This is a genomic window from Streptomyces colonosanans (assembly GCF_001866645.1).
GTDB classification, from domain to species: domain Bacteria; phylum Actinomycetota; class Actinomycetes; order Streptomycetales; family Streptomycetaceae; genus Streptomyces; species Streptomyces colonosanans.
In genome coordinates this window covers 1-22,282 of sequence record NZ_MLYP01000041.1, presented here as the reverse complement: position 1 = coordinate 22,282, position 22,282 = coordinate 1, and the positions used below count along the sequence as shown (strand labels likewise).

Here is a 22,282-nt window from a genome sequence, read left to right as displayed (position 1 = left end):
GTATCGACAAAGAGATGGCAAGGGCTGTCAATGGCGGATTGACGAGAGTCGCGTCGCCCCCGTGTGTACGGCACGGCCCGCGCCGGGGCCGATAGAAAGGATCGGCGGCGTCAGCGGGGCCGCGGCCCCCGGCGCTGAGGCAACGTGACCACCGAGGTGTCGCCCGGGCCCCCGGGGGGCAGGCCCGCCACCTGGGACAGCAGATCGCACCAGGAGGCCAGGTGGGAGGCCGTGTCCGGGACGCCGCCGAGGCCCTCGCGAGGCGTCCAGGAGGCACGGATCTCGATCTGGGAGACGGCCGGGCGTGCGGCTAGCCCGCCGAAGTAGTGGGAACTCGCGCGCGTGACGGTGCCGCTCGGCTCGCCGTACGGCAGCCCCCGGGACTGGAACGCGCCGGTCAGCCAGGACCAGCACACGTCGGGCAGCAGCGGGTCCGCGGCCATCTCCGGTTCGAGCTCCGCGCGCACCAGCGTCACCAGGCGGAAGGCGCCCTGCCAGGCGCCGTGTCCGGCCGGGTCGTGCAGCAGGACGAGGCGCCCGTCGGCCAGGTCCTCGCCGTCCTGGACGACCGCGGCCTCCAGCGCGTACGCGTGCGGGGCGAGCCGCTGCGGCGGGCGTACGGGCTCGATCTCGATCTCCGGCCGCAACCGCGTGGTCCGCAGCGCCTCGACCGCGGCACGGAAGGGCAGCGGAGCCGTCTCCATCGCCTTCGCTTCCCCCTCCTGCGCTTCGTCCATTCCGCCAGCGTCGTCCGTCAGTGGTCCCTGAGCCGCAGCCATGCGGGGAAGATTAAGGGGAAGAAAGCGCCTTCGCAGGGATTGCCTCCGGCGGTTTGGCCGGGAACGGCGGCGTGCGGCTTCGGCTGTGGCCCCTGGTGACGGCGGCCGTCGGCGGATGCCGCGGGGGGCTGTCGTACGGCGGCTGCGGGGCCGGGCGGCTCGTCGCGCCCACGCGGCCGAACCGGTCGGTGTCACCTCCCCGCGCACCTCGCGGGGCGCTCCTCCGTCCCGCCGCTTGCCCCCGGAGCGCCCTGTCTGCGGGCCGTGCGAGACTTTCGGCGTGAGTGCGAACCAGCGCCCCGCAAAGGGCCAGCCGACAGCCACGTACGACTCCGCCTTCCTCAAGGCGTGCAGGCGCGAGCCAGTGCCGCACACCCCGGTGTGGTTCATGCGGCAGGCCGGGCGATCCCTGCCCGAGTACCGCAAGGTGCGCGAGGGCATCCCGATGCTCGAGTCCTGCATGCGGCCCGAACTGGTCGCGGAGATCACGCTGCAGCCGGTTCGCCGGCACGGCGTGGACGCGGCCATCTACTTCAGCGACATCGTCGTCCCGCTCAAGGCCGTCGGTATCGACCTCGACATCAAGCCCGGCGTCGGCCCGGTCGTCGAGAACCCGGTCCGCTCCCGCGCCGACCTGGCCCGGCTGCGCGACCTGACCCCCGAGGACGTCTCGTATGTCACGGAGGCCATCGGGCTGCTCACCGCCGAGCTGGGCGCCACCCCGCTGATCGGTTTCGCGGGTGCCCCCTTCACCCTGGCCAGCTACCTCATCGAGGGCGGCCCGTCGCGTTCGTACGAGCACACCAAGGCGCTCATGTACGGCGACCCGCAGCTGTGGGCCGATCTGCTGGACCGGCTCGCTGACATCACGGCCGCCTTCCTCAAGGTCCAGATCGAAGCGGGCGCCTCGGCGGTGCAGCTCTTCGACTCGTGGGCCGGCGCCCTCGCCCCCGTCGACTACCGCCGCTCCGTGCTGGCCGCCTCGGCCAAGGTCTTCCGGGCCGTCGAGGAGTACGGCGTCCCCCGCATCCACTTCGGCGTCGGCACCGGCGAACTGCTCGGCCTGATGGGCGAGGCGGGCGCGGATGTCGTCGGTGTCGACTGGCGCGTCCCGCTCGACGAGGCGGCCCGCCGGGTCGGTCCAGGCAAGGCCCTGCAGGGCAATCTCGACCCGGCGATCCTCTTCGCCCCGCAGGAGGCCGTCGAGGCCAAGACCCGCGAGGTGCTCGACGCGGCCGCCGGTCTCGAAGGGCATGTCTTCAATCTTGGTCACGGCGTCATGCCGTCCACCGACCCGGACGCCCTCACCCGCCTCGTGGAGTACGTCCACGCGCAGACGGCCCGCTGACCTGCGCCGCCGGGCACATCACCCCGCACTCCCCACCGACGGCTCACCACCCGGGCCGCGCCTGCCTCACAGCGGTTCGGGTGGTGGCGGGGTGCACGGGGGCAGCGGCCAGGCCAGGGCCATGCCGACGATGAACTACGTCACGGTCCCGGCCGCGGAGACGGCGTCGCCGGACGAGTAGACCGCCTGCAGCACGAACCAGAAGCCGAGCACGATCCGCCGGCAGCCGCAGCGGCAGGAACAGAAGGAACGGCACGAGGATCCAGACCCTGACCATTCGGGTCTGGCGGAGGTCGTCCGGCACGGGAGCGCCATCCCAGGACTCAGTCTCCCCCTCGGCGCCCGACGGATGAGTACTCGCCCTCGGCCCGGTGCGGCACGAAGGCCGGTGAGAATCTCGTCCTCGTCCACTGCGAGCGTGCGCACCTGGGGTGTCGCGGGCCACCTCGGCCACCGTCCGCCCGGAGGAACGGACCAGCTTCACGGAGTCCCGGAAGGGGAAGCCACGGCAGCTCAGGGCCGGCCGACGGGGGAGGACAACCGATCCTGGCTGCCGTGGCTGTTCAGGGGGTGCCTGTCGAGTCGGTACGGAGCGCGGTGCCAGTGTTGCCACCGGCCCGTTTCTCCCTGCCGCTCACCGAACCCGGCGTACTCGTCTGCGAGTACCGGGCTCTCCACGGACTCTGCCGTCAGGCGTGGTTGGGGCGGGTTCAAGGTGTGGAATTCCTGCTGCCTCTGCGGCGGTAGAGGGTGACCGTCACTGACGCCCTCGTCGTCGGGGCGAGGCCGGCGTAAGAGGCCAGGCCGCTAGCTGCGGCTCTTTGCGCGGTACAGGTACATGGTCAGCGGGGCGAAGATCAGGGTGATGACTCCACAGGCCAGCAGAACCCAGCCGATGTCCGAGCCGCTGGCGTCGCCGTGGACCAGTCCGCGGACGGCGGTGGCGGCGTTGCTGACCGGGTTGGCGTTGACGATCGTCTCCATCCAGCCCGGCATCGTGTCGGGCTTCACGAAGATGTTGCTCGTGAAGACCAGGGGGAACATCACCAGCATGCTGGAGCCGGACACCGTCTCGGGCGCCTTGGCGACCATCCCCAGGGCGGCGAAGATCCAGCTGACGCTCACCGCGAAGACAAGCAGCAGGAGCATTGCGGCCAGCACGCCACCCACTCCGCCGTCGGGGCGGAAGCCCAGGGCGAGACCGACACCCATCGTCGTGGTCAGCGCCAGCACATAGCGGACGATGTCGCCGAGGAGACTGCCCACGATGGTGGCCGGCTGCCAGAAGGGCATGGTCCGGAAGCGGTCGTAGATGCCCCGGGTGATGTCCATGTTGAGCGCGGTACCGGTGTAGACCGTGGGCATCACGACGGTCTGCACAAGGACGCCGGGTAAAAAGTACTGGAGGTACTCCTTGGTCGATCCGGCAAACGCGCCGCCGAAGAGATAGGTGAAGGTCAGCAGGAAGATGATGGGCATCAGCGTGACGTCGAACAGCACGGCCACGCCGTAGTGCTTCATCTTCCGCATCGTCCGCCAGGCCGAGACCCGTACGGCGGTGAGCGGGTTGGGGCGGGACGGGCGGATCTGACTGGTGAGGGCCTTGCGCAGGGCGTCGGTCGGCGCGCCCAGGGTGGCTGTCGTCTCGGATGCGAGGGTCATGCCGCGTCCTCCTGGTTGGCGGTGGTGTCTTCCGCGGGGCGCCCGGTCAGGGCCAGGAAGACCTCGTCGAGGCTGGGCCGGCCGAACGCGAAGTCCGAGACGGCGATCTCGGAGCGGGCGAGTTCGGCCAAGGCCCGGGCGATCCGCTCGCTGTCGTCGGTCCGCACGGAGAGCGCGAACGGGTCGGACTCCAGGAAGACCGGCGCCGCGAGCATCCGGGTGAGTAACTGGGAGGCCGCGGGGCGGCTTTCGGCCTTGACAAGCCGTACGTGCAGGGCGCCGGTGCCGACCGACGACTTGAGCTCGCCCGTGGTGCCCTCCGCGATGACCCGGCCGTGGTCGATGACGGCGATCCGGTCGGCCAGCTGGTCGGCCTCGTCCAGGTACTGCGTGGTGAGCAGGATCGTGGTACCCAGGGCCACCATGGCCCGCACGCTGTCCCACACCTGGTTGCGGCTGCGCGGGTCGAGTCCGGTGGTCGGCTCGTCCAGGAAGAGCAGGTCGGGGGTGATGACGAGGCTGGCAGCAATGTCGAGCCGTCGGCGCATACCCCCGGAGAAGGTCTTGGACTGCCGTCCGGCCGCGGTCGTGAGGTCGAAGGCCGCGAGCAGTTCCTCGGCCCGCTCCGCGGCCTGTGCGCGGGAGAAGCCCAGCAGCCGGGCGAGCAGAGTCAGGTTCTCGGCGGCGGTGAGGTCCTCGTCGACCGAGGCGAACTGGCCGGTGAGACTGACGCGGCTGCGCACCGCCTCGGCCTCCCTGACCACATCGTGGCCGAGCACCCGGGCCGTTCCGCCGTCGGGGGTCAGCAAGGTGGACAGCATCCGGATCGTCGTGGTCTTGCCCGCGCCGTTGGGCCCCAGCACGCCGTACACAACGCCCTGGGGGATGACCAGGTCGACGCCATCGACGGCACGGGTCTCACCGAAGACCTTGACAAGGCCCGATGTCTCGATGGCAAGGGTGGATTGCGAACTCAATCTGTGGCTCCTTGGTCCTGATGCGCCACGAGGGGCTGCGCGCCATGGCCGACACACGGGGCGGGTCCCTGAGGGTGGGAGGGCAGGAAAAGAACGGCAGTCAGGTCAGTAATCAAATTTGACTACCAGGCCAAGCTAGGGCAGGAGTGACCCACTATTCAAGTTTGATTAGTGCGACATGTGAAGGCGGTCAGGTCGCCAACGGCTCGACCAGGGCCTACCAGGATCCTGGCGTACCGAAGCTGCGTTCGTGCTCGCCCGCCATCTCGTACGCCCCCGACCTCACCCGTTCCAGCAGGTCATGGGTCCACTTCACACTGAGGTCCAAGTACTGCGCGCGCATCGTCCACAGCTCGCCCAGATGGGGCGGCAGGCCCGCGGCATGGGGCGCCGCGGACTCTTTCCGGAGCGCCGCCCGCTGTGTCTCCAAGGCCTCAAGGCGCGTGGAGAGGGCCGCGACGGCACGGTCACGGGAGAGGGCGGGCATCAGGGCGAGGCCGGCGCTGAGCATGTCGGCACGGTGCTCGGGCCGTTCCAGGGCGTCGACGAGCAGCCGGAAAAACTGCTCGTCCCCCTCGGGGGTCACGCTGTAGTCCACCCGCCCCGGCCAGTCCTCGATCTCGGTGGCCTCCAGCAGGCCGACCTTCGCCAGCTGCCGCAGAGCGTGATAAATCGATCCGGGTTTGACGTTGGCCCAGTCGTCGATCCCCCAGGACAGCAGCTCGGCCCGCACCCGATAGCCGTGCGTCCTGCCGAAGCCGCGTACCACTCCGAGGACCAACAACTGCGTCGCCGACATCGTCACCCTATTCCGTCTGGTGCGGCGTTTTGTCTGCCTGCCGCCCGCTTGGGCGTCAGCATAGTGAGTCGTCGGGGGCGCGGCGGAGGCCGCCCGAACGCGGGACGGCGAGGCCGGGGTGCTGAGCACGCCCGCACCCCGGGCTCTCGCCGGTGGACCGGCGGACGAGCCGCTGAACGAGACGGTCGGTCAGGCGCTCGCCTCGAGATCGCGCCGTTTCTTTCGGCCCTTCGTGCAGCCCTCCGGCACGGGGATGCATGACTCTGCGACAGTGGCCTGAGTGCGGGCCCCGGTCCGATGCGGGACTCGTCGACACCCGTCAGATCCAGCCACCCTCACGCGCGATGCGCACCGCGTCCATACGGTTACGGGCGCCCAGTTTGACCACGGCACTACTCAGGTAATTCCGCACCGTACCCCTGGAGAGGAACAGGTGGCGGGCGATGGCCGCGACATCCTCCCCTGCGGCGGCGAGCCGGAGGACCTCTGATTCGCGCGGGGCCAGCGGCTGAGTCATGTCTTCAAGTGCCGCGGCGGCCAGTTGGGAGTCGATGGCCCACTTCCAGCGGCCACCGCCCTTATCGCTGAGACGAGTTGAGCGGGGTCGGCGTCCTTGCGCAGGAATCCCGTAACGTGGGTGGCCAGCGCCCGGCGCAGGGTGTTCGGATTGCCGAGCCCCGTGAGTATGAGGATCCGGCAGTCGGGTACGGCTCTGTACCGAGCGCGGCGGCGGCGGTGATGCCGTCCATACCGGGAAGGCCGATGTCGATTACGGCCACGTCCGGTCGCAGTGCGCGTGCCTTCGAAACGATCTCATCACCGCGGTCGACTTCGGCCACCACATCGACGTCCGCTTCCAGCTCCAGGAGTTCGACAAGTGCCCTGCGCAGCATCACCATATCCTCGGCGATGAGAATCCTTATCATGTCCCCCACCTCGACCGTTTCCTGGTGCCCTGAGATTCTGATTGTGGAACCTGGCGCTTCACTGATCGTTGGACCTGGTATGGATCTCCTCTGAACAGGTTGCTGATCTGCGGGAGTTGACGGGCTCGCGTTGCGTTCCGGCCGATGTCGCGCTTCGTGCTCGGATCGTGTTGTGGTCGGCCGAGGGGCAGCGACGCATCGCCGAACTCGCCGGAGTGACGCCGGTGACGGTGGACCGTTGCACAGCGCGTTATGCCGAGCGGGGCCGACCGGACTGGATGCTGCCGCTCACGTTCGACGCCACCGAGAAGCGCTGGTGGTCCGTGACCCTGTTCGTGCTCATTGAGCGGCACCGCCAATGCTTTGAGCGGATTCAGGTCAGCATTCATAACCCCCGCCTCGTGATGTGGCATGTCCGAGTGGAGTGCTCGGGGGTCCTGTCGGGCTTGGCTGTGAGCCCCTGTGGCCTTCGCTTCGAGCCGTGATGGAGCAAGCGTCGGCGAGGCAGAATCATCCAGGTTTTCCTCGCGCCGCCTGGTGTTTGGTGTGCGGCCCTACCAGGATCGTCGTGCCTGCCTTCCGAAGAGGGTGCCGCCCGGTTCGGGCGGCGGGGAGGTGCCCGGCTTGAGAGGCCAGGCGAGCAGCATGCCCATGACGAAACCGACCACGTGGGCCGCGTACGCCACGGTCCCGGCCGCGGAGACGGCGCCGCCGGACGAGTAGACCGCCTGCAGCACGAACCAGAAGCCGAGCACGATCCACGCCGGCAGCCGCAGCGGCAGGAACAGCAGGAACGGCACGAGGATCCAGACCCTGACCCTGGGGTAGAGCACCAGATACGCGCCGAGCACGCCCGCGATGGCCCCCGACGCGCCGATCAGCGGCTCGCCCGACGTGGCGTTGAGGTAGGCGAAGCCGTACGTCGCCGCGTACCCGCAGGCGACGTAGAACAGGGCGTAGCGGATGCGGCCCAGCCGGTCCTCGATGTTGTTGCCGAAGATCAGCAGGAACAGCATGTTGCCCAGCAGGTGCAGCCAGCTGCCGTGCAGGAACATCGCCGTGAAGACCGAGAGCGGCGGCGACTTGTGGTAGTCCGGCGGGGCCAGCACACAGCCCGCCCCGTGCGGGCCGACGCCCACCTCGCCGGTGGGGACCAGGTGCGGCAACTGGTCGTGGATCAACTCCCGCGGCACCGTCGCGTACTGATCCAGGAACGCCTGGAGATGACAGAGCTGGGAGAGGTCGCTCTGGCCCGCCACCGAACCCGCTATACCGGGGGTGAGCAGGAAGACGATGAAGTTGGCCGCGATCAGCGCGTACGTCACATAGGGCGTACGGCGCGTCGGGTTCACGTCATGGATGGGGATGACCACAGGGAAGTAGTGCCCGGGATGGGCCGTGGGTGAACGCCGCCGTCCGGCGGTGGTGACGCGGCGGAGTCCACCGCGTCGCCACCGATCACGACCAGCCGTCGGCGCGAACGGCCGTACGGCTCGTGCTCATGCGAACACGCGTCGGTGGCGAGGCCTTTCAGTCCCCCTCGCCCTGTCCCGGGTTCTCGGGCGCCGTACGGGCCACCGGGACCGTACGCGGCGACAACCGCGGGCGCACGAGCCGCACCCACACCAGCACCAGCAGCCCCGCCAGCCCCGCGAAGGGGAGTGCCGCGCCGATCGCCAGGGCGATCCACCGCAGCAGCGTGACAAAGACATGCCAGCCGCTCGCGAGCGCGTCCACGAAGCCCGGCCGGTCGTCCTTCGCCGCCTTCTTCACCGGCGTCTCGGACAGCGACAGGGTGATGGTGGCGAGGCTGGTGCGGTCCTTCAGGGACGCCTGCTGGGCCAGCAGAGCCTCCAGATCGGCCTCGCGTGAACTCAATTCCCCTTCCAGGGCGACCACGTCACTGAGCTTGGTCGCCTTGTCCATCAGCTCGCGCACCCGCGCCACGCTGGCGCGCTGCGACTTGATACGGCTGTCCACGTCGACGATCTGGTCGCTGACGTCCTCGGCCTTGGCGGTGCGGTCGACGAGCTTGCCCGCGCCCTGCAGCCCGCTGAGCACCTCGTCATACTTCTCGGTGGGCACGCGCAGGACGAGCCGGGTGCGTTCATGGCCCTCGGTGTCGCGGCTGGTGCTCTCGCTGCCGACGAACCCGCCCGCGTTCTCGGCGGTTGCCCGCGCCTCGCCGAGTGCCTTGGGCACGTCTTTGACCTGCACGGTCAGCGACGCCGTACGGATGATGCCGTTCGCGGTGAGCCGGGGCGCGCCGGTGCGGCTCTTGGCGCCACCGGCCTGGGAGCTCTCGGCGGCACCCTGCCGCTGCGCGCCTGGTGCGGCGGCCTTGGCGTCGGCGGCGCTGCCGGCGCTCTTCTCGTTGGAGTCGGCGCTGCAGCCCGCGAGCGCGAGCGCGGCGGCGATCAGTGTCGCGGCCAGCAACCGGACCGGCCGTGCGGAGTGTGGAGCGTGCATACGGTCATACCCCCGAGGGTTGTCATGACGGACGCTCCTTCGACGCCGGGCCCGGCCGGAACGTTGGCCGGATCCGGTCGCGATGGGGTCACGGTTGGGACTCGGCAGGGACACCCGGCCCATGCGGGACGGGGTCACGGCCGGAACCCGGCAGGGACACCCGGCCCATGCGGGCGGGTCCGGGGGGTCTGAGAGGCTGGGGGTATGAGCGCAATTCAGGCCCGCGCGGGCGCGGGGCATGTCGTTGTCATCGGAGGCGGGATCGCAGGGCTGGCCGCTGCACACCGGCTGCTGGACCGGGGCGCGCGCGTCACGGTCCTGGAGGCGTCGGACCGGGTCGGCGGCAAGCTGCTGCCAGGGGAGATCGCGGGCGTGCGGGTGGACCTCGGTGCCGAGTCGATGCTGGCGCGGCGGCCCGAGGCGGTGGCGCTCGCCCGCGAGGTCGGCCTCGCGGACCGCCTGCAGCCTCCGGCCACGGCGACCGCCTCGATCTGGACGCGCGGCGCCCTGCGGCCGATGCCCAAGGGGCACGTCATGGGCGTCCCCGGCGCCGCGTCCGCGCTGTCCGGCGTCCTGTCCGACGAGGGCCTGCGCCGTATCGAGCGCGATGCGGAGCTGCCGCGCACGGAGGTCGGCGACGATGTGGCGGTGGGGGAGTACGTGGCGGCCCGCCTCGGCTGCGAGGTCGTGGACCGCCTGGTGGAACCGCTGCTCGGCGGGGTGTACGCGGGCGACGCGTACCGCATCTCGATGCGCTCGGCCGTCCCACAGCTCTTCCAGGCCGCCAGGGAACGCGACTCGCTGACGGAAGCGGTCCGCGAGATCCAGGCGAAGGCCGCAGCGGCGCCGCAGGCGGGTCCGGTGTTCATGGGCATCGAGGGCGGCGTCGGTCAACTCCCGCTCGCCGTCGCGGAGTCCGTGATGGCGCGGGGCGGCGAGATTCTCCTGAAGACCAGGGCGGACGGACTGAACCGCACTCCCGAGGGATGGAAGGTCCTCATCGGCGGCGACATCCTGGAGGCGGACGCGGTGGTTGTCGCCGTGCCCGCCCAGCAGGCCTCCCGCCTGCTGAGCGCCGCCTCCCCCGGGGCCGCGGACGAGCTGCGTGCCGTCGAGTACGCCTCCATGGCCCTCATCACCCTCGTCTACCGCCGCGCGGACATCGCCCTTCCCGAAGGCAGCGGCTTCCTGGTGCCGCCGGTCGACGGGCACACGATCAAGGCGTCGACCTTCGCCTCGCAGAAGTGGGGCTGGCTTGCCGACGAGGACCCGGACCTGGTCGTGCTGAGGACGTCCGTCGGCCGGTACGGCGAGACCGAGATCCTGAGGCGTGAGGACTCCGACCTCGTGGCCGTCTCCCGGCACGACCTGCGCGAGGCGACCGGCCTGGATGCCGCTCCGGTCGAGACCCGCGTCACCCGCTGGACCGACGGCCTGCCCCAGTACCCCGTCGGCCACTACGCGCGCGTGGCCCGCATCCGCGAACATGTCGCGGCGCTTGCGGGACTGGCGGTGTGCGGTGCGGCCTACGACGGCGTCGGCATCCCGGCGTGCATCGCGAGTGCGTACGCGGCCGTGGACCAGCTCGGCGGTGACCTGCGCGGTGTGCAGGAACTCACTGCGAACCCGGTGCAGAGCCTCCACGGCGGAGCGGGAGAATAGGAACATGAGTGACGACGCTCCCACCACCGAGTCCGGCAGGATCCCGAACAAGGGCAAGCTGGCCAAGGACCTCAACGAGGTCATCCGCTACACGCTGTGGTCGGTCTTCAAGCTGAAGGACGCGCTGCCCGAGGACCGCGCGGGCTACGCCGACGAGGTCCAGGAGCTGTTCGACCAGCTCACCGCGAAAGGCGTGACCATCCGCGGTACGTACGACGTCTCGGGCCTGCGCGCCGAGGCCGACCTCATGATCTGGTGGCACGCCGAGAACAGCGACCAGCTGCAGGAGGCGTACAACCTCTTCCGCCGCACGAAGCTGGGCCGCGCCATGGAGCCGGTCTGGTCGAACATGGCGCTGCACCGCCCCGCCGAGTTCAACCGCTCGCACATCCCGGCCTTCCTCGCCGACGAGACGCCGCGGAACTACATGTGCGTCTACCCGTTCGTGCGTTCGTACGACTGGTACCTGCTGCCCGACGAGGACCGCCGCCGTATGCTCGCGGACCACGGCAAGATGGCCCGTGGCTTCCCGGACGTGCGGGCCAACACGGTCGCCTCGTTCGCCCTCGGCGACTACGAGTGGATGCTGGCCTTCGAGGCCGACGAGCTGTACCGCATCGTCGACCTCATGCGTCATCTGCGTGGCTCCGAGGCCCGGATGCACGTCCGCGAGGAGGTGCCGTTCTTCACCGGGCGCCGCAAGCCGGTCGCGGAGCTCGTCGCCGGGCTCGCCTGACCGGAGCGATGCCTCGCGGCGGCCGAGGCCAGGCCTTCTCGGTGCCCCGGAAGGCGCGGCACAAGCCGCGGCAAGGCATCGCCTACCCGCTCATCAACGACCCCGCCCCGCGCGGGGTCGTTGCCTGTTCCGGGGTGTTCTCCTACCGGATGCGGCCCGGGGCCGGGCTGCAGGTGGCCGGCGGGAGCGGACAGGCCGGCGACGGGGTCACCGGTACCGGAGTGCCGGGGTTGCCCGTGGGGCCTGGCGGGGCGGGGGAGTCGGTGAGGTGCGGCACCGCACGCTGGTGCGCTTCGGGCGCGGGTTGGCGTGTTACCGGGCTGTCTACACCGACCACCGCAAGGCAGGCCGGAATCTCCCGCCGTCAGGCGGGAGAGATCTTCAGGCCAACTGCCGTAGGAGGACCCGGCGCGTGGCCCGGGCCAGCCGGGCCGCGGGGTGCCGGGACGGCGGGGTCGGCCCCGAACGCTCCTGCCACCATTCGCGCAGCCGGCGCCGCGTGCCGGCGTCCGCCAGCCGCCCGGTGAGCAGCAACTGCCCGGCGAAGTCGAGGGCGTCACGCCGGTAGCCGCCGGTCATGGGGTGGCCGAGGGCGTACGCGAGGAAGGCGGGCCGGTACGCGTCCCCGAGGATCTCGGGCAGCTCGGGCGCGACCTTCGCCACGACGCTCGCCCGCTTGGCGGCGAGGGCGCGCGCCTGCACGCCGAGCCGCACTCGGTCGAACCTCTCGGGCGCGGGGGTGCCGGAGACGAGGGAGGAGAGCAGCGCGGCCTGCGCGAGCGCGAGCCGCTGACGGGCCGGGGCGGTGTCGGTGGAACCTCGCCTCGTCCCGCTCGTCGGCCGCGGGTTCGCGGGCCGGTTGCAGGCCCTGACCACCGCCTTTTCCACCGTTTCCCGAATGGCCGTCAACTCCCGCTCCAATTCGGCTGGTTCGGGGAAGTTCTCGTCGCGTTCCAGCAGGGTGCCGGGCGGGGCCGTCCGGGACGCGAGGTCGGCCAGGATGTCGAGGACCGGCTGCGGCACCGGGTGGGCGTGGCTGTCGTGCCAGACGCCGTCGCGCTCGAAGCCGCCCGCGACGTGGACGTACGCGAGGGCCTCGACGGGAAGTTCGTCCAGTGCCCGGGCCGGGTCCTCGCCCCGGTTGACGTGGTTGGTGTGGAGGTTCGCGACATCGATCAGCAGTCGTACGCCGGTGCGGTCGGCCAGCTCGTACAGGAACTGCCCTTCGGTCATCTCCTCGTCGGGCCAGGAGATCAGTGCCGCGATGTTCTCCACGGCGAGTGGGACGGGCAGCGCGTCCTGCGCGATGCGTATGTTCTCGCACAGGACGTCGAGCGCGTCCCGGGTGCGCGGGACCGGGAGCAGATGACCGGCCTCCAGCAGCGGCGAAGCGGTCAGCGGCCCGCCCGCCCGTACGAACGCGATGTGCTCGGTGACCAGCGGCGAACCCAGCGCCTGAGCGCACTCGGCGAGGGCGGCCAGACGCGTCTCGGCGGGCCGGTCCGCGCCGCCGAGGCCGAGGGAGACGCCGTGCGGGACGACGGTGACGCCGCGCTCACGCAGCCGCAGCAGCGACTCGGCGAGGTGCCCTGGGCACACGTTCTCGGCCACGGTCTCGACCCAGTCGATGCCCGGCATACGCTCCACGGCGTCGGCGATCTCCGGCCGCCACCCGATGCCCGTTCCCAGTCGCACCCTCGCCCCCTCCTTCGACGGACTGCCGCCGGTGTGACGAAGTCATGGCCCCGGCTCCCGGGATCGAACCCCTCCCCGGGGACGTTCAGAGCAACAATTGAGGTTCCGTCAGCCAGGACAGGGATGTGTGTGCAGTGCGTGACCGCTGCCGCACACGGGACGTGAGGGTTCCGGAGTCGCCCTCCGAAATCAGGCCTCGTGATCTCCTCGGCCGGTGCGGATGGCGCCCGGCTCGCCCGGGGGGACGGACGAGCGGTCAGTCCCGCAGCGCCGGATGGTCCGCCACCACGGTGCAGCTGCCGGGGGCGATCTCCGTGTAGCCCGCGTCCCGCACCAACGGCAGGCCGGACGCGGTCAGTTCACGCCAGTGGGGCGGATCGGCGGTGCGGACGGCGAGGGTGAAGCCCGCGTCGCGCCAGGATGCGCGCTCCTCGTCCGGCAGGGCCCACCGGGCGAGCTGGGCACCGTGGCCCGCCTGGGCCATCGCCTTGCCCGCCGACATCTCCAGGCCGGGGTTCAACCACAGCACGGGGGTCGCCGGGTCCGCCTCCATGGGCGGCTCCGGGTCGTCGAGGTCCGTGCCCGAGACCTGCAGCCGGGCCAGGTCCTTGGGCCAGCTGTCCAGCGGGACGGGCGGAAAGACCCTGACCTCCGCCGACTTGCCCATGACCGTGATCCCCGGCAGTGCCTCGGCCCGACGCCACTCCGCGCCGCGCGCCCGGCGCACCACCTTGCGGATCCGTGTGTCCTGCCAGTCCCGAATCGCCTGAGCCCATTCCCCTTCGCCCAGCGAGCGCTCGTCGCTCAGGATCGCGAGCACCGCGCGCGCCGCGGTCTCCAGGGCGTCGGTGCGCGCCGGAGGGGCGGCTCGCTCGATGCGCACGACGAGCGGCAGCACGAACTGCGGCGCCTCGTCGGGTGCGGTGCGCTCGGAACGGGAGGTACTGTCCTGGCTGCCCTGCGGGGAGCCCGCCGACGCGGTGGGGGTCTGGTCGCTGCTCACGACGTCCAGTCTGCCAGGCGGAAGATCGGGTCATCGCGGGGGAGAGCAGTGGTCGGTCACGGCCGTCCGGCCGACGCCCTGATCAGCGTGGAGACCTTGACGAAGCGATAGCCCCGCTTGCGTAGTTCGGGCACGACCGACCGGACCGCCCGTTCGGTCAGCGGTGCCGCACTGCGCGTGCAGTGCATGACGACCACGGAACCGGGCCGCACTCCGTCCAGCACCTGCCGCACGACCGTGTCCGCGTCCGTGGCGAACACATCGCCGCTCGCCACATCCCACTGGACCGCGGTGAGACCGAGCGAGCCGACCGTTTGCAGGGCCCGGTTGTCGAAGCAGCCGCCGGGGAAGCGGAAATACGGCATCGGATGGGCCACGCCCGCCTTGCGGATCGCGGCGTAGGCGCGTTCCACGTCCGAGCGCATCCGGTCCGCGGGCAGCGCGCGCAGCCCGTAGCAGCCGTGGGTGAAGGCGTAGTGACTGTAGGAGTGGTTGGCCACCTCGAAGAGCGGGTCCCGTCCGATCGCCCGGGCCTGCCGGGGATACTCGTCGGCCCACCGGCCCGTCATGAACACGGTCGCCGGCACCTTCAGCGTGCGCAGCGCGTCCAGCAGCCGGGGGTTGTCGAAGCGTGCCCCGGCCGCCGCCCGTGGCCCCTGATCCGCGGTCATGTCCGCGTCGAAGGTGAGGGCGACGATCTTCTCCTGTGTGGTCGCGTGTCTGAAGACGGGCATCGGTCCGCCCGGTCCCGGTACGAGCACGGGCGGCGTAGACGCCACCGTCGGTGGGGTCGTCGCGGGCCAGACGGGCCGCGGGGTATCGGGGGCTTGGCAGGAGGTGAGCGCGGTGACGAGGAGGCAGGTGGGGGCGATAGATCGCAAAAGAGAGATCACCATACGAACGTAATGGGGGGCATGGCCTGGAAAGTCCACCTGATGCATGTACCGAGCGGTATGGGCCGTGAAGTCACCCGCCCGGCTGCCGCCGCGATCCTTGCTGCCGCCTTCGGCGTCCCCGCACCTCTCGCCGCCTCGGCGTGTGCCCGGACGGTGCGGTGGTCGTCGGTGGCTCAGTTCTCAGGGGTGACGGACGCGGTGGTGGCGTCCCGAGGCGGTGCGGTCACCTTCTCGGCAGCCGGCTCGGGCGAAAGCGCGGGCTCGGCGTCGTCCGGCAGCTCGGGGACGGTCTCGCGCGGAGGTGCCGCTGTGTCTCGGGGCGCCGGTGCGCCTTCGGCCGACGGCGGGTGTGTCTCCTGCTGCTGAGCCGCCCGCTCCAGGAACCGCAGCAGCTCCACCGGGAACGGCAGGACGAGCGTGGAGTTCTTCTCGGCCGCGACCGCCACCACGGTCTGCAGCAGCCGCAGCTGGAGCGCGGCCGGCTGCTCGGCCATCACCCCGGCGGCCTCCGCCAGCTTCTTCGACGCCTGCAGTTCCGCGTCCGCGTTGATGATGCGCGCCCGGCGCTCCCGGTCCGCCTCGGCCTGGCGGGCCATGGATCGCTTCATCGCGTCCGGCAGCGACACGTCCTTGATCTCGACCCGGTCGATCTGCACGCCCCAGCCCACGGCCGGGCTGTCGATCATCAGCTCCAGGCCCTGGTTGAGCTTCTCCCGGTTGGACAGCAGATCGTCCAGATCGCTCTTGCCGATGATCGAGCGCAGTGAGGTCTGAGCCATCTGCGAGACCGCGAACCGGTAGTCCTCGACCTGGACGAGCGCGTTCGCCGCGTCGATCACCTTGAAGTAGACGACGGCGTCCACCCGCACGGTCACGTTGTCCCGTGTGATGCCCTCCTGTGCGGGGATCGGCAGCGTGACGATCTGCATGTTGACCTTGTACAGCCGGTCGACGAGGGGGATCACCATGGTGAAGCCCGGCTGCCGGGGCGTGTCGAGGAGTCGTCCGAGGCGGAAGACCACCCCGCGCTCGTACTGCTTGACGACCCGTGCCGCCGCGGCCGCATACACGAGTCCGCCGGCGCCGCCCGCGACCAGCGCTCCCACCAGCTCCTGCAGCATGACGACCCCCTCATCGAGAGGCCCGATATCTCTGACTTTGCCACGATAATTCCCCGGGAGGCGCGAGGCGAGGGCAGCCGTTCGGCGGGGTCAGTCGAACGAGGGCCCGCTGGTGCCGTACCGGCGGGCCCATGGAGCATCGTGGGGCCGAGGGGCTCGCTCTGCGCGGTCGGCGGCCGGGCGTCACCCGTACCGGTTCCGTCCCGGCCGCGCTGTGCCTACTGCTCCACGAGGCCCTTGGCGTCACGGGCGAGGGCGGTGAGGCGGGAGATCGCACGGAAGTACTTCTTGCGATAGCCACCCTTCAGCATCTCCTCGCTGAACAGCTGGTCGAACGGCAGCCCGGAGGCGAGTACCGGCACCTCGCGGTCGTAGAGCCGGTCCGCGAGCACGACGAGCCGCAGAGCCGTCGACTGGTCCGGTACCGGCTGGACGTCTGTGAGGCAGACCGCCCTGACGCCGTCGGTCAGGGCGCCGTACCGGCTGGGGTGGACGCGCGCGAGGTGCTCCAGCAGGTGCGGGAAGTCGTCGAGGGAGGCACCCTCGGTGGCGTGGGCCGCCTTCTTCACCTGCTCGTCGCTGAAGGGGGCCGGCGCCTCGGGCAGACCACGGTGGCGGTAGTCCTCGCCGTCGATGCGCAGCGGGCGGAAGTGGGCGGACAGGCCCTGGATTTCACGCAGGAAGTCCGCGGCGGCGAACCGGCCCTCGCCGAGCTTGCCCGGGAGGGTGTTGGAGGTGGCCGCGAGTGCGACGCCCGCCTCGACGAGCTTGCCGAGCAGGGTGGAGACGAGGACGGTGTCGCCGGGGTCGTCGAGTTCGAACTCGTCGATGCACAGCAAGCGGTGTCCGGAGAGCGTTCGGACCGTCTGCTGGAAGCCCAGGGCACCGACCAGGTTCGTCAGCTCCACGAAGGTGCCGAATGCCTTGAGCTCGGGCTCGGCCGGGGTCGCGTGCCACAGGGAGGCGAGCAGGTGGGTCTTGCCGACGCCGTAGCCGCCGTCGAGGTAGACGCCACGGGGGCCGGCCGGGGCCTTGGCCTTCGCCTTCCCGAACCCGAAGAACGAGCGCCTGGCGGGGGCGGAGGCGCCGCCCAGCCCCGCGGCGAAGCCTTCGAGCACCCGCACGGCCTCGCTCTGGCTGGGCTGGTTTGGGTCCGGGATGTACGTGGCGAACCGGACCGAGTCGAAGCGCGGCGGCGGCACCATCTCGGCGACGAGCCGGTCGGCGGGGACGTGGGGCTCGCGGGCGCACAGGGACAGCGGGGCCATTTCGGCTATCGGATCGATCGCGGAGACGGCTGGGGAGGACGACACGGTCCACCACTCTAAAGGCCGTGTCACACTGCACGACATGCGACGCCTGTTCCCTGTGACCGACCTGACAGTGACCCGGCCGCCCGGTGCGGCCCCGGAGAGTGGGCAGGTCCCGGGCGGCGATGGCGTCGATCGTGAGTGGACGCTGGCGGAACTGGCCGCGGCCTACGCCTACCCCGAGCCCCCTCCCGGTACCCCGGAGCCCTGGCTGCGCGCCAACATGGTCTCCTCGCTCGACGGCGCCGCCCAGCACGAGGGACGCTCCCAGCCGCTCTCCTGCGCCGCCGACATGCGAATCTTCGGCACGCTGCGGGGACTCGCGGACGCCGTGGTGGTGGGTGCCGAAACGGTTCGGCAGGAGGAGTACGGTCCGGCCCGCGCGCGTGAGGCTTTCGCGGCACGGCGCAAGGCGGCCGGACAGGGCCCCGCGCCCGCGATCGCCGTGGTGAGCGCGGGCCTCGACCTGGACTTCTCGCTGCCGCTGTTCACCTCGCCCCTGGTGCCGACCCTCGTCCTGACCGGAGCCGCGGCACCCCCGGACCGGGTGGCACGGGCCGAGAAGGCGGGCGCCCGAGTGGTGGTCGCCGGGGACGGCGCGAGCGTGGACCCGGCCCGCGCCGTACGCGCCCTCGCGGACCTCGGTATGACCCGGTTGCTGACGGAGGGCGGCCCGCGCCTGCTGGGCCAGCTGGTCGCGGCCGGGGTGCTGGACGAGATGTGCCTGACCGTCTCCCCGATGCTCGCGGCGGGTGACGCGCAGCGGATCGCCTCGGGACCCCCGGTGGCGGTGCCCAGGCGGTTCGCCCTCGCGTCGTTGCTGGAGGAGGACGGATTCCTGTTCGGCCGGTACTGCCGGACGTGAGATCACGGGGCAGGATGGTTTCCGCAGGGCCTCGACGGCCCATGGAGGAACGAGGTCCCGCGGGGTCCTCGAAGGCGAAGGGGCACCTGTCGTGTTCAAGAGCGTATTGATGATCGAGAAGGCCCTCACGTCCGCCGACGTGGAGTTCGTCACCACGTTGCACGGCGAGGAGCCGGTCTCCTTCCATGTCCTGCTGCAGCCCCGCGGCGACCAGGCGGACCGCCTGCTGCGGGCCATCGACGACATCGCCCTCGGCGAACTGGACGAGGCGGCGCACGAACGGGAGACCCCGGAGGGCAAGGATGCCGCGGCCCTGGGGCAGCAGGCCCTGGAAGTGTCGCTGTCCGCGCTGCACACGGCGGGCAGCGAGGCGGAGGGCCGCCTCGTCGAGGACCATCCGCTGGACGCGCTCAAGGAGTTGGTCGGCGCGACCGGCGCGGACGAGGTGATCGTGCTGACCGACCCGCACTACGTGGAGGAGTTCTTCCACCGTGACTGGGCCTCGCGGGCCCGGCACAAGGTGGGCGTGCCGGTGCTGAAGCTGTTCTCGCACAGCAAGGCCTGAGGCGGTGGCCGGGCGGTGTACGTCACCCGGGGCGCCACGGCATAGGCTGGGCCGCTGAACGCACGCCGTACCAGCCCCCAGGAGACACGCATGGCACCCGGCCTCCCCACCGCCATGGACCGACCGCACTTCATCGGCATCGGCGGCGCCGGAATGTCGGGCATCGCGAAGATCCTCGCGCAGCGGGGCGCCAAGGTGGCCGGCAGCGACGCGAAGGACTCGCCGACCGCCGAGGCCCTGCGCGCGCTGGGTGCGACGGTGCACATCGGACACGCGGCCGAGCACCTCGCCGACGACGCCACCTGTGTGGTCGTCTCCTCCGCGATCCGCGCGGACAACCCGGAGCTGGCGCGTGCGGCGGAGCTCGGCATCCCCGTGGTCCACCGCTCGGACGCGCTGGCCCGCCTGATGGACGGCCTGCGCCCGATCGCGGTCGCCGGCACCCACGGCAAGACGACCACGACGTCGATGCTCGCGGTGTCCCTGGCCGAGCTGGGCCTGACTCCCTCGTACGCGATCGGCGGCGACCTGGACGCCCCGGGCTCGAACGCCCAGCACGGCGAGGGCGAGATCTTCGTCGCCGAGGCCGACGAAAGCGACCGCAGCTTCCACAAGTACGCGCCCGAGGTCGCGATCGTCCTCAACGTCGAACTGGACCACCACGCGAACTACGGGTCCATGGAGGACATCTACGACTCCTTCCGGACCTTCGCGGACCGGATCGTCCCCGGTGGCACGCTGGTGATCTCGGCGGACCACGAGGGCGCGCGCGAGCTGACGCGGCGGCTGGACGGTGCGGTGCGGACGGTGACGTACGGCGAGTCGCAGGACGCCGACGTACGCATCCTCTCGATCACCCCGCACGGCCTGAAGAGCGAGGTGACGGTGGTCCTGGACGGCGCGGAGCTGACTTTCGCGGTCTCCGTCCCCGGCAGCCACTACGCGCACAACGCCGTGGCGGCGCTGGCGGCGGGCGTGGCCCTCGGTGTCCCTGCGGCGGAGCTGGCCCCGGCCCTGGCGGCGTACACGGGTGTCAAGCGCCGCCTCCAGCTCAAGGGCGAGGCGGCCGGCGTGCAGGTCGTCGACTCCTATGCGCACCACCCCACGGAGATGACCGCGGACCTGGAGGCGATGCGGGCGGGTACCGAGGGCCGCGTCCTGGTGGTCTTCCAGCCCCACCTCTTCTCCCGCACGCAGGAGCTGGGCAAGGAGATGGGCGAGGCGCTCGCCCTGGCGGACGAGTCCGTCGTCCTGGACATCTACCCGGCCCGTGAGGACCCGATCCCGGGCGTGACGAGCGAGCTGATCATCGCGTCGGCACGGGCGGCGGGCGCCGAGGTGCAGCCGGTGCACGACAAGGCGGGCGTCCCCGAGGCCGTGGCGGGAATGGCGAAGCCGGGGGATCTGGTTCTCACCATGGGCGCGGGGGACGTCACGGACCTGGGCCCGCGGATCCTGGAGCGACTGTCGAAGTAAGGGGCTGACACTCATGTCGTACGACGTCGAGAAGCCGGAAGAGCAGTGGCGTGCGGAGCTGAGCCCGGCGGAGTACACGGTCCTGCGCCAGGCCGGCACGGAGCCCGCCTTCATTGGTGAGTACACGAACACCAAGACCAGGGGCGTCTACTCCTGTCGCGCCTGCGGCGCCGAACTCTTCACCTCGGACACGAAGTTCGAGTCGCACTGCGGCTGGCCGAGCTTCTATGACCCGAAGGGCAGCGATGCGGTGGAGCTGCTGCAGGACCGCTCGCACGGGATGATCCGTACGGAGGTGCGGTGCGCCCGCTGCGGGTCGCATCTGGGGCACGTCTTCGAGGGTGAGGGGTATCCGACGCCGACGGATCAGCGGTACTGCATCAACTCGATCTCATTGCGCCTGATCCCCGAGGAGAGCTGACCGTGCCGGTCAACGGGCGGGGGGCCATAATCGGCCGTTGGTTTCGCGGGCGTCGGCCGGTCCGGGTGACGGGCCGCTCAGGCGCCCGGGGCTTCCTTCGTCTCGTCATGGGTCACGGATTCGTCGGCAGGTGCCGGAGCGTCGCGGTCCTGGACGCGGCGGCGGTACTCCCACAGCACGACCGCCGCGGCCAGGATGCCGAGAGCGATGGCCAGTTCCTTGTAGCCGCCGTAGCCCGTGATGGCGAAGCCGGTGGCGCCGACGGCCAGGATGACGGCGAGCAGTGCGGTGAGGAACCAGGCCAGCGGCACGAAGAAGTCCGGGAGCCGGATCGGGCGTGCCAGGTCGGGGCGGTCCCGGCGTAGCAGCGCGAAACCGGAGATCGCCAGGATGTGGGTCAGGATGTAGCCCAGGTTGCCGGTGACGATGATCGCCAGCGGCGTCTTGAGCACCGTCAGCACCACCACGTTGATCGCCAGCGCGACGGTGAGCGCACGGGCCGGTACGCCGCGCCGGTTGAGCACGCCGACCTGACGGATCGTGACGCCCTGTCGGCCCATGTCGTACAGCACCCGCGAGCCGTCGGCCAGCCCGGTGATCATGATGAGCAGCAGCGAGGCGATGAGGAACACGATCATCAGGTCGGCGGCCCCGCCGACCAGGTCCTGGAAGGCGCCGACGTAGAACGCAGTCGGGTCCTCGCCGATCTTCTTCTCCCCGACATAGCCCGAGAGCGCCAGCGGCAGCAGGATGAAGACGCCCAGGCAGAACAGCACACCCGCGCGCAGTGCCCGGGAGGTGTCCCGCACGGTCTCCTTGTACTCGGGGGCGAAGGTCGCGCACACCTCCACGCCGAAGGAGGTCCAGGCCATGATGTACAGCCACACCAGGGCTTCGCGGAGCCCGCTCATGCCGTGCAGGTTCCAGTGCAGTCCGGCCGTGCTCCAGTCACCGGACAGGAACGGCCCCACGAGGAAGACCGCGAGTGGAACCAGCAGCACCCCGCCGGTCACATAGACCACCCACATCGCCGCATGCAGGCCGTACATCGCCGCCGCGTACAGCAGCCCCATGACGACGAGCCCCAGCACGATCGGCAGACTCAGCTCCGCCACGCCCAGGTCGAGCGTCCAGGTCTGGTCGGGGAACCACTGCGCCTGCACCAGGGAGCCGATGATCCCCGCGTACACCGACAGGGCGGTGGTCCAGGGGAGCCAGTAGCCGATACCGGCCACGGCTCCGACCAGGGGGGCCCGGCTGCGCCAGCCCTCGGTGGCGTAGTGCGCGATACCGCCCGAGGACTCGGGGAACATCGCTGCCAGCTCGGTATAGATCCAGTTGGTGGCGGTGGCCAGCACCATCGACACCGCCCACAGGGTGATTGCGCCCCACGCGCCGAGCCCCCCGATAGAGGCCCCCAGCGATGCGATGAGTGCGGCCGGCATGGTCAGCGACATGGCGAACCCGTCGTACCAGCGCATCTTTCGGGCAAGGGCAGGCTGCTCGGACATGGGTGTCCCCTTACTTCGGGCGGAGAGCGGGGGCAGAGCGGGAGGGATGAGCGGGAAGGCG

20 protein-coding genes and 2 pseudogenes are annotated in these 22,282 nt (G+C 70.8%); 8 read left to right on the top strand and 14 right to left on the bottom strand.

Translation table 11 applies throughout. The features are described from left to right. Positions 1–110: 110 nt before the first annotated feature. Complete coding sequence (locus BIV24_RS15945) at positions 111–737, bottom strand: DUF3000 domain-containing protein (protein ID WP_071366971.1); 627 nt, start codon at positions 735–737, stop codon at positions 111–113. Positions 738–1,059: 322 nt separating this feature from the next. On the opposite strand from BIV24_RS15945, the gene hemE reads away from it, so the two are divergent. Continuing rightward, positions 1,060–2,127: a uroporphyrinogen decarboxylase gene (hemE, locus tag BIV24_RS15940; protein ID WP_071366970.1), complete on the top strand. Its 1,068-nt coding sequence runs from the start codon at positions 1,060–1,062 to the stop codon at positions 2,125–2,127. A 43-nt stretch (positions 2,128–2,170) separates the two neighbouring features. On the opposite strand, the pseudogene BIV24_RS35420 reads toward hemE, so the two are convergent. The 5 genes and pseudogenes from BIV24_RS35420 to BIV24_RS15920 form a co-directional block, all read right to left on the bottom strand. Next, positions 2,171–2,398, bottom strand: a pseudogene (locus BIV24_RS35420) (rhomboid family intramembrane serine protease); the annotation flags it as partial. A gap of 536 nt (positions 2,399–2,934) precedes the next feature. Then, positions 2,935–3,789 carry an ABC transporter permease gene (locus tag BIV24_RS15935; RefSeq protein ID WP_071366969.1) on the bottom strand — a complete coding sequence of 285 codons (855 nt, stop codon included), beginning with the start codon at positions 3,787–3,789 and terminating at the stop codon, positions 2,935–2,937. Continuing rightward, complete coding sequence (locus BIV24_RS15930; protein ID WP_071366968.1) at positions 3,786–4,766, bottom strand: ATP-binding cassette domain-containing protein; 981 nt, start codon at positions 4,764–4,766, stop codon at positions 3,786–3,788. The genes BIV24_RS15935 and BIV24_RS15930 overlap by 4 nt, the downstream gene beginning before the upstream one ends. A 217-nt stretch (positions 4,767–4,983) precedes the next feature. Then, positions 4,984–5,565 carry a PadR family transcriptional regulator gene (locus BIV24_RS15925; protein ID WP_071366967.1) on the bottom strand — a complete coding sequence of 194 codons (582 nt, stop codon included), beginning with the start codon at positions 5,563–5,565 and terminating at the stop codon, positions 4,984–4,986. Between the two features lie 319 nt (positions 5,566–5,884). After that, positions 5,885–6,491 (bottom strand): annotated as a pseudogene (locus BIV24_RS15920) (response regulator transcription factor). Positions 6,492–6,559: 68 nt separating this feature from the next. Between BIV24_RS15920 and BIV24_RS34435 the strand changes: the two are divergent. Then, positions 6,560–6,976: a helix-turn-helix domain-containing protein gene (locus BIV24_RS34435; RefSeq protein WP_071366966.1), complete on the top strand. Its 417-nt coding sequence runs from the start codon at positions 6,560–6,562 to the stop codon at positions 6,974–6,976. A gap of 69 nt (positions 6,977–7,045) precedes the next feature. Here BIV24_RS34435 and BIV24_RS15910 read toward each other — a convergent pair whose 3' ends face one another. Beyond that, the gene (locus tag BIV24_RS15910; protein WP_071366965.1) at positions 7,046–7,864 is read right to left on the bottom strand and encodes a rhomboid family intramembrane serine protease; all 819 of its coding nucleotides are present in this window, start codon (positions 7,862–7,864) and stop codon (positions 7,046–7,048) included. 157 nt (positions 7,865–8,021) lie between these two features. Beyond that, positions 8,022–8,960 (bottom strand): DUF4349 domain-containing protein, encoded by a 939-nt coding sequence (locus tag BIV24_RS15905; RefSeq protein ID WP_071366964.1) that lies wholly within the window; start codon positions 8,958–8,960, stop codon positions 8,022–8,024. A gap of 204 nt (positions 8,961–9,164) precedes the next feature. Here BIV24_RS15905 and hemG point away from each other — a divergent pair, with 204 nt between their 5' ends. Continuing rightward, a complete protein-coding gene (hemG, locus tag BIV24_RS15900; RefSeq protein ID WP_071366963.1) occupies positions 9,165–10,622 on the top strand; it encodes a protoporphyrinogen oxidase in 1,458 nt (485 codons plus the stop codon). Positions 10,623–10,626: 4 nt separating this feature from the next. Next, entirely contained in the window at positions 10,627–11,358 is a 732-nt protein-coding gene (gene hemQ, locus BIV24_RS15895; protein WP_071366962.1) for a hydrogen peroxide-dependent heme synthase, read from the top strand. 381 nt (positions 11,359–11,739) lie between these two features. Here hemQ and BIV24_RS15890 read toward each other — a convergent pair whose 3' ends face one another. From BIV24_RS15890 to zapE, 5 genes are all read right to left on the bottom strand, one after another. Further along, a complete protein-coding gene (locus BIV24_RS15890; RefSeq protein WP_245766832.1) occupies positions 11,740–12,996 on the bottom strand; it encodes an MbnB/TglH/ChrH family RiPP precursor modification enzyme in 1,257 nt (418 codons plus the stop codon). A gap of 313 nt (positions 12,997–13,309) precedes the next feature. Then, positions 13,310–14,056 (bottom strand): peptidyl-tRNA hydrolase, encoded by a 747-nt coding sequence (locus BIV24_RS15885; RefSeq protein ID WP_071366960.1) that lies wholly within the window; start codon positions 14,054–14,056, stop codon positions 13,310–13,312. A 56-nt stretch (positions 14,057–14,112) separates the two neighbouring features. Continuing rightward, positions 14,113–14,952, bottom strand: a complete 840-nt coding sequence (locus BIV24_RS15880; RefSeq protein WP_071366959.1) for a polysaccharide deacetylase family protein — start codon at positions 14,950–14,952, stop codon at positions 14,113–14,115. A gap of 173 nt (positions 14,953–15,125) precedes the next feature. After that, positions 15,126–16,073 carry a slipin family protein gene (locus tag BIV24_RS15875; RefSeq protein ID WP_071366958.1) on the bottom strand — a complete coding sequence of 316 codons (948 nt, stop codon included), beginning with the start codon at positions 16,071–16,073 and terminating at the stop codon, positions 15,126–15,128. 218 nt (positions 16,074–16,291) lie between these two features. After that, positions 16,292–17,341 (bottom strand): cell division protein ZapE, encoded by a 1,050-nt coding sequence (gene zapE / locus BIV24_RS15870; RefSeq protein WP_107459491.1) that lies wholly within the window; start codon positions 17,339–17,341, stop codon positions 16,292–16,294. Between the two features lie 82 nt (positions 17,342–17,423). Between zapE and BIV24_RS15865 the strand changes: the two genes are divergently transcribed. The 4 genes from BIV24_RS15865 to msrB all read left to right on the top strand — a co-directional run bounded on the left by BIV24_RS15865 (position 17,424) and on the right by msrB (position 20,710). Next, complete coding sequence (locus tag BIV24_RS15865; protein ID WP_079168291.1) at positions 17,424–18,248, top strand: pyrimidine reductase family protein; 825 nt, start codon at positions 17,424–17,426, stop codon at positions 18,246–18,248. Between the two features lie 91 nt (positions 18,249–18,339). Next, positions 18,340–18,813, top strand: coding sequence for an indole-3-glycerol phosphate synthase (locus BIV24_RS15860; RefSeq protein WP_177198732.1), 474 nt, complete (start codon positions 18,340–18,342; stop codon positions 18,811–18,813). 90 nt (positions 18,814–18,903) lie between these two features. Next, on the top strand, positions 18,904–20,289 hold the full coding sequence (murC, locus tag BIV24_RS15855; protein WP_071366955.1) for a UDP-N-acetylmuramate--L-alanine ligase: 1,386 nt from the start codon (positions 18,904–18,906) through the stop codon (positions 20,287–20,289). 13 nt (positions 20,290–20,302) lie between these two features. Continuing rightward, entirely contained in the window at positions 20,303–20,710 is a 408-nt protein-coding gene (gene msrB / locus BIV24_RS15850) for a peptide-methionine (R)-S-oxide reductase MsrB (RefSeq protein WP_071366954.1), read from the top strand. 77 nt (positions 20,711–20,787) lie between these two features. Here the strand turns inward: msrB and BIV24_RS15845 are convergent, their stop codons facing one another. Continuing rightward, positions 20,788–22,221 carry an APC family permease gene (locus tag BIV24_RS15845; RefSeq protein WP_079168290.1) on the bottom strand — a complete coding sequence of 478 codons (1,434 nt, stop codon included), beginning with the start codon at positions 22,219–22,221 and terminating at the stop codon, positions 20,788–20,790. Positions 22,222–22,282 lie beyond the last annotated feature (61 nt).